At 70.0% G+C, this 6,928-nt stretch carries 6 protein-coding genes; 5 read left to right on the top strand and 1 reads right to left on the bottom strand.

Going from position 1 to position 6,928, the window contains the following annotated elements; all coding sequences use genetic code 11:
- Nucleotides 1-131 precede the first annotated feature (131 nt).
- Nucleotides 132-542, bottom strand: coding sequence for a PPOX class F420-dependent oxidoreductase (locus ACFWSK_RS12795; RefSeq protein WP_383784061.1), 411 nt, complete (start codon nt 540-542; stop codon nt 132-134).
- Between the two features lie 294 nt (nt 543-836).
- Here ACFWSK_RS12795 and ACFWSK_RS12800 point away from each other — a divergent pair, with 294 nt between their 5' ends.
- The 5 genes from ACFWSK_RS12800 to ACFWSK_RS12820 all read left to right on the top strand — a co-directional run bounded on the left by ACFWSK_RS12800 (nt 837) and on the right by ACFWSK_RS12820 (nt 6,820).
- Nucleotides 837-1,802, top strand: coding sequence for a hypothetical protein (locus ACFWSK_RS12800; protein ID WP_383784064.1), 966 nt, complete (start codon nt 837-839; stop codon nt 1,800-1,802).
- A 346-nt stretch (nt 1,803-2,148) separates the two neighbouring features.
- Entirely contained in the window at nt 2,149-3,420 is a 1,272-nt protein-coding gene (locus ACFWSK_RS12805) for an aspartate kinase (RefSeq protein WP_173313876.1), read from the top strand.
- On the top strand, nt 3,417-4,481 hold the full coding sequence (locus tag ACFWSK_RS12810) for an aspartate-semialdehyde dehydrogenase (RefSeq protein ID WP_383784066.1): 1,065 nt from the start codon (nt 3,417-3,419) through the stop codon (nt 4,479-4,481). Before ACFWSK_RS12805 ends, ACFWSK_RS12810 begins: the two co-directional genes overlap by 4 nt.
- Nucleotides 4,482-4,838: 357 nt before the next feature.
- Complete coding sequence (locus ACFWSK_RS12815) at nt 4,839-5,414, top strand: SigE family RNA polymerase sigma factor (RefSeq protein ID WP_362848596.1); 576 nt, start codon at nt 4,839-4,841, stop codon at nt 5,412-5,414.
- 47 nt (nt 5,415-5,461) lie between these two features.
- Complete coding sequence (locus tag ACFWSK_RS12820) at nt 5,462-6,820, top strand: hypothetical protein (protein ID WP_383784069.1); 1,359 nt, start codon at nt 5,462-5,464, stop codon at nt 6,818-6,820.
- The last annotated feature ends 108 nt before the right edge of the window (nt 6,821-6,928 follow it).

The raw sequence follows: 6,928 nt of genomic DNA on the forward strand, positions 1-6,928 counted from the left end.
CACCCCCACGACGCCAACCCCTTTTTTGCCCTGTCGGGGGGGCTGGTATTTGTTTAAAAGCCCCTGTTCAGAGGGCCCGACGAACACCCCGCGGGGGGTGGTGCCCACGTGGGCACCACCCCCGGCGTCTTCTACTCCGTGGCCGTACCCACCATGTGCTGCGGCGCGATCCTGATCACGACGCGGACCACCTCCGGCGGGAGCGACAGGTACTCCTCGCCGGCGCCCGGGCCCTCGTACTCCTCCGCCAGACGGACGGCCAGGGCGCGGCCGGGGTCGGCGGTGACCGTGGCGGTGCCGCGGATCTCGACGTACTGGAGCGGGTCCTTGGGGTCGTACACCGTCAGGCTGACGCGAGGATCGCGGCGTACGTTCCGGTCCTTGCGGCGGCCCTCCGCGGTGGAGATGAGGATGTCGTCCTGGTCCCGGCCGATCCAGACCACCGAGGTCTGCGGACTTCCGTCGGCGTTCACGGTGGCGAGGACTGCGGGAAGGGGCTCGTCCAGGAGCCTTCGAACGGCGTCGTTCCACGTAACTGGCATGAACATGAGCCTACCCAGGGGCAGTTGTCGCAGGTCGCCCCGGAGCTCAAGCCCCGAGCCCCGAGCTCTTTCTTGAAGGAATGGGTGGTGAGGTTGAATCCCACCCACCCTCCCAAGTCCTGCGCGGACGCGTGCAGATGGCACGGGAAGTGACTTTCGGTGACCGGCTTGCGCCACAGCGTGTGCACGCTCTAAGTTCGCGTTGAGCAACCCACAATCCGAAAAACGGACGACCCCGGCGGTGCGCCAACACCGGCCGGGGTCTTGCCGAACGAGATCGAGAAGAGCGATCCCATGGCTACGACCCACATTAGTGCCGCCCTGCGCGCGCCGTCCCACCCCATGGCGAAAGCCGGTTATGGCAAGCGTCACGCGCCCGACCAAGCCCCGCGCGGTGCGGCCGACTTCGCCCACCTGCCCGCCAGGGAAGCGGCGATCGCCGCGTACGTCGACCGGCTCCCCGAAGGCTCCGCCATCGGCTACAAGCCGCTCGCCGAAGAGCTCTCCGACTACGGCCAGCAGGCGTGCCGCAGCGCGCTGGACCGGCTGACGAGGGCCGGGCATCTGCGCCGCATCAAGGTCCACCTCACGGTCGACGGCGGCGGAAAGCGCTGGGTGACGCGTACGTACTTCTCCCGGACGGCCCGCGACGCGGCCTGGTGGACGGAGTTCGTGCGGTTCATCAGGGGCGTGGACGTGCCCGGCCAGCCGGACGCCGTCCCGGAGGCGGGGCAGGAGCCGCAGGGCGAGCCGCCCGCGCGCTCGGAGGCGTACGACGTCCTGGCGGGACTCGGCCGCAGGGAGCCCAGGCTCCAGCTCTCCGACGGCGAGTGCGTCGTGCTCGAACACCTGGTCGACGAGTGGATGGTGCGTGGTGTCGGCCGTGAGCAGGTCGCCCAGGCCCTGGTGGCGGGGTTGCCGGCCTCCGTGCATTCCGCCGGGGCCTTCCTTCGTAAGCGACTGGAGAACAAGATGCCCCCTGCTCCGCAGCCCCGGAAGAGCGCCTTCCGCGAGGAGGTCGTCGGCGCCGAGATGATGTGCGCGTTCTGCGACGAGGACGAGAGCACGACCACGCTGGTCGACGGCGTCTGCGTGGACTGCCGCGCCGACATCGACCGCGACGAGGCGGCCGGCGCCACCGGCGACGTCCCGGACACGTTCCTGGCCCGCCCCCGCCGTGCGACGGACGTCGCGGCCCGGGTGGCCGAACTGCGCGCCGCGTCCGGCCGCGGGACCCTTCCGCTGCCGAGGCGCCGGTGAGGGCGCGCGAGTGCGCGACAGCATGTGTGACCCCGTGCACATCGACCTATCGTGGAGGTGGTCCCGTGATTCCCCGCGCTGAAAGGGGGCCGGACGTGGACCTCGTCAGCCCGGGATCGCCGGCCGGGGCGGGTGAGCGCGGTCGAGTGACCCCCATCGGTGTGGGCTGGGACACAAACGGGCGTGGTTCGTGACTCGCCGGGCAGCAACCTCGTACGAGCAGTTCGGAACGACACGCCGGACCAGCTGGTGGGCGGGACATCTCACCATCTGGTAAGGACAGGTCGATTCCGGGCTGCTCGTTAAACTGAGCCGACCGCACTATTGAATTGAGCGAGGAGCGCACGTGGGCCTTGTCGTGCAGAAGTACGGAGGCTCCTCCGTAGCCGATGCCGAGGGCATCAAGCGCGTCGCCAAGCGAGTCGTCGATGCCAAGAAGAACGGCAACCAGGTGGTTGTCGTGGTGTCAGCGATGGGCGACACGACGGACGAGTTGATCGATCTCGCCGAGCAGGTTTCCCCGATCCCTGCCGGGCGTGAGTTCGACATGCTGCTGACCGCGGGAGAGCGGATCTCCATGGCGCTGCTGGCCATGGCGATCAAAAACCTGGGCCATGAGGCCCAGTCGTTCACGGGCAGCCAGGCCGGCGTCATCACCGACTCGGTTCACAACAAAGCGCGGATCATCGACGTCACGCCGGGCCGGATTCGTACCGCGCTCGACGAGGGCAACATCGCGATCGTCGCCGGGTTCCAGGGTGTGTCCCAGGACAAGAAGGACATCACCACCCTGGGCCGGGGCGGGTCCGACACCACCGCGGTCGCGCTCGCGGCCGCGCTGGACGCCGAGGTCTGTGAGATCTACACCGACGTGGACGGCGTCTTCACCGCCGACCCCCGGGTCGTGAAGAAGGCCCGGAAGATCGACTGGATCTCCTCCGAGGACATGCTGGAGCTGGCCGCGTCCGGCTCCAAGGTGCTGCTGCACCGCTGCGTCGAGTACGCACGCCGTTACAACATTCCGATCCACGTCCGCTCGTCCTTCTCCGGACTGCGCGGCACCTGGGTCAGCAACGAGCCGCAAGGGGACCAGCAGGTGGAGCACGCGATCATCTCCGGAGTCGCCCACGACATCTCGGAGGCCAAGGTCACGGTCGTCGGCGTGCCCGACAAGCCGGGCGAGGCCGCCGCGATCTTCCGCACCATCGCGAACGCGGAAGTCAACATCGACATGGTGGTGCAGAACGTCTCCGCCGCGTCGACGGGTCTGACGGACATCTCCTTCACGCTCCCGAAGTCCGAGGGCCGCAAGGCCATCGACGCCCTGGAGCGGCAGAAGGGCGCGATCGGCTTCGACTCGCTGCGTTACGACGACCAGATCGCCAAGATCTCCCTGGTCGGCGCGGGTATGAAGACCAACCCGGGTGTCACGGCGGGCTTCTTCGAGGCCCTGTCCGACGCGGGCGTGAACATCGAGCTGATCTCGACATCCGAGATCCGCATCTCGGTGGTCACCCGCGCCGACGACGTCATCGAGGCCGTGCGCGCCGTGCACACCGCCTTCGGGCTCGACAGCGACTCCGACGAGGCCGTGGTCTACGGGGGCACCGGACGATGACACGCAGCCGCCCTTCGCTCGCGGTCGTCGGTGCGACCGGGGTGATCGGCGGCGTCATGCTCCAGATCCTTTCGCAGCACGCGGATGTCTGGGGCGACGTGAAGCTGATCTCCTCACCGCGTTCGGCCGGCCGCAAGCTGGTCGTCCGCGGTGCGGAGACAGAGGTCCTCGCTCTCGACGAGGACGTGTTCGACGGCGTCGACGTGGCCCTCTTCCTGGTGCCGGACCAGGTGTCCGCCCGATGGGGGCCGGTCGCCGCGTCCAAGGGCGCGGTGGTCATCGACGACTCGGCGGCGTTCCGCATGGACGACGACGTGCCGCTGGTCGTCCCCGAGATCAACCCCCATGCCGCCCGGCTCCGGCCGCGCGGCATCGTCGCGTCCCCGCACTGCACGACGCTGTCGCTGATCGTCGCGGTCGGTGCCCTGCACGCGGAATTCGGCCTTCAGGAACTGATCGTCTCCTCCTACCAGGCGGTGAGCGGCGCGGGCCGCGAAGGCGTCGCCGCACTCCGCGAGGAACTGTCCCTGGTGGCCGGTACGGAGCTGGGCACCCACCCCGGAGACGTACGACGCGCCCTGGGCGGCGGTGACGCGAGCCCCTTCGCCGCGCCCGTGGCGCTGAACGTCGTGCCGTGGGCGGGGGCCGATGCCGGGAACGGCTGGTCCTCCGAGGAGATGGCGATCCGCGACGAGTGCCGCAAGGTCCTGGACCTGCCGGGTCTGCGGGTCAGCGCGACCTGCGTGTACGTGCCCGTCGTCGCGACGCACTCCATGTCCGTCCACGCGCGCTTCGAGAACGAGGTCGCCGTGGACCGGGCCCACGAGATCCTCGCGACCGCGCCCGGCGTGGTGCTCTTCGACAGTCCGGCGGCCGGCGACTTCCCCACCCCGTCAGATGTAGTCGGCACCGATCCGACCTGGGTCGGCCGTGTCCGGCGGTCCATGGACGATCCGAGAGCGCTCGAAATGTTCATCTGCGGCGATAACCTCCGAAAAGGTGCGGCGCTGAATGTTGCGCAGATCGCCGAATCGGTGGCCGCCGAATTTCCCCGTACCTGATCGAGCCGGTTTTGTAGGATCTGTGCGTTCCCTGTGAGGAAGTAGCAGGTCTGAACCTCTTGAGCTGGGACATTGCCGTGTCCGACGATGATCTCCTGGCTTTCTGCAACCGCGAGTCGGGCGGCTGCGTCTATGCCGTCACCCTTGCGTGGCGGGGCGCATGTATGGGGCATTCGGGGAAGAGCAGGTACGTATGAGGGCATGTCGCACAGCGCCAAACACAGTGGCGCACGCGTACAACCCTGACGGGGGGCAGCGTGTCCAACTGGCGTGGCAGAGGTTCTCGACATCACAGTGGTGGGCCCGTTGCGAGGCGCTTCATTGCGTCCGCTCCGGAGGCCCCGCGCGGCCGGCGGTATGCCGGTGATCGCGCCCATGCCCGCTGCGCGATCCACCCGGCTGCCTTCGCAGCGCGGGGGCGCTGAGGAGACGGTGGCTGCGGGGACCACGGTCGACCACCTCACGGAGACGTATCGCGCCCACTACCGCTCGCTGCTCGGCCTAGCGGCCCTGCTGCTGGACGACACCGCGTCGTGTGAGGACGTGGTGCAGGAGGCGTTCATCCGCGTGCACTCGGCGCGCAACCGGGTCCGCGACCCGGAGAAGACGCTCGCGTACCTCCGCCAGACCGTGGTCAACCTCTCCCGTTCCGCACTGCGTCGCCGCATTCTCGGGCTGAAGCTGCTCTCCAAGCCGATGCCGGACATGGCGAGCGCGGAGGAGGGGGCGTACGACCAGCTGGAGCGGGACGCGCTGATCAAGGCGATGAAGGGGCTGCAGCGACGCCAGCGAGAGGTGCTGGTGCTGCGCTACTTCGCTGACATGACGGAGGCCCAGGTCGCGGAGACGCTGGGAATATCGCTGGGCTCGGTCAAGGCATACGGTTCCCGAGGCATCGCGGCGCTGCGCGTCGTGATGGAGGCGCAGGCATGAGTGGCCCCGAGCACAGGCGTGAGAGCGACCGGACTGGAAACGGAATTGTGAACCACGGGTCGGAGAACACACCGGAGGCCCTCTCATCCGCCTCTTCGGATGGCGCCGAGGACCGGGGCCAGTCCCAGGGTCAGGCTCCGGACCAGGAACCGGAGCTCGAACCGGAACGGGAACTGGAACGGGACGTCGCGCCGCAGCCTGAACCGGAGCCACACAGCGTGCAGGCCCGGGACACGGCGGCCGACGGCGACTCCGCGGCTCCCGCTCCCGACGGCGACTCCGCGGCTCCCGCTCCCGACGGCGACTCGGCGGCGGACACGAGCGTGCTGACCAGTCTCTTCGGACGCGGCCCGGCGAGCCGCCCGGACGCTGATGGCGGTCCCGGCGCGGACGCCGGCCACGACCCGGACGCCGGTCTCGACGAACTCGCTCTGCGCCGCATGCTCCGCGGTGCCGTACAGGACCTCGAACCCTCCAACGGCACCCTCGACCACCTCCACCGCGCCGTGCCCGCCCGTCGCGCGCGGCGGCGGCAGGCCGTCGTCGGTGTCGCCGCCGCCGCCCTGCTGATCGGCACCGCCGTTCCCGCGTTCGTGCACGTCGCACGTTCGGACGGCGAGACCGGCGTCAACTCCGCCATCGCCGGTCACGGCGAGCAGGCCCAGGGCGGCAGCGGTGAGGAACCCGGCGAGGAGCCCGGCGACGACAAGGAACCCGGACCCGCCGACGAGGTGACCGACGGCGGCAAGGGCGAACCCGACGCCTCCGCCTCCCCCTCCTCGGAGGGCGACGACACCCCCGACCCCCAGGGCATCGGCGGCGTCGCCGACACACCGCGCTCCGAGGCGGCCGCCGTGCCCAGCTGCGGTCCGGGCCAGCTGCGTGTCGACTCGGCCGAAGCGGGCGCCCCGGGCGCGGACGGCACGGTGTACGGCACCTTCCGGATCTCCAACATGTCCGGCGAGGAGTGCTCGGTCAGCGGCGACGGCTCGGTGGGCGTGCAGGCGATGGGCGCGGCCGACCCCCTCAAGGTCCAGGTCGTCCAGCACACCGCGGGTGACCCGGCGTCCGGGCTGCCCGATCCCTCGCTGGAGCCCGGCACGGTGATGCTGAAGCCGGCCATGGCGTACGAGGTGCGGTTCGCCTGGGTGCCGTCGGACACCTGTCCGGAGACCGTACCGCCGCCCAGCCCCACGCCGACGGACGGTGCCGGCGGTTCCACGGGTGAAGGTGCGGCCTCGACGGGCACGGAAGCGCAGTTCGGCAGCGAGGACGGCGGGACCGCGGACGGCAGCATCGCCGTGACGCACACCCCGGAGGCGGGTTCCCCGTCGGCGCAGACGACGATCTCCAACGCCTGCGCGGGCACGGTCTACCGCACGGGAGTGCTCACGGTTTCCCAGTGAGAGTCATATGAGAAGGGGGGGAGGGGGCCCCCGCGCGGCGGGCCCCCCCCCCGAAGGGGGCCGGGGGAACAGGTGTATGGGTGTCAGAGGGGGGGGGCCGCGAGTGGC

Source organism: Streptomyces sp. NPDC058620 (assembly GCF_042717135.1).
Classification (GTDB): Bacteria; Actinomycetota; Actinomycetes; order Streptomycetales; family Streptomycetaceae; genus Streptomyces.

Coding starts and splice junctions, on each gene's coding strand:
- ACFWSK_RS12815 (WP_362848596.1), top strand. CDS start 4,839: ATGCCGGTGATCGCGCCCATGCCCGCTGCGCGATCCACCCGGCTGCCT.
- ACFWSK_RS12800 (WP_383784064.1), top strand. CDS start 837: ATGGCTACGACCCACATTAGTGCCGCCCTGCGCGCGCCGTCCCACCCC.
- ACFWSK_RS12810 (WP_383784066.1), top strand. CDS start 3,417: ATGACACGCAGCCGCCCTTCGCTCGCGGTCGTCGGTGCGACCGGGGTG.
- ACFWSK_RS12795 (WP_383784061.1), bottom strand. CDS start 542: ATGCCAGTTACGTGGAACGACGCCGTTCGAAGGCTCCTGGACGAGCCC.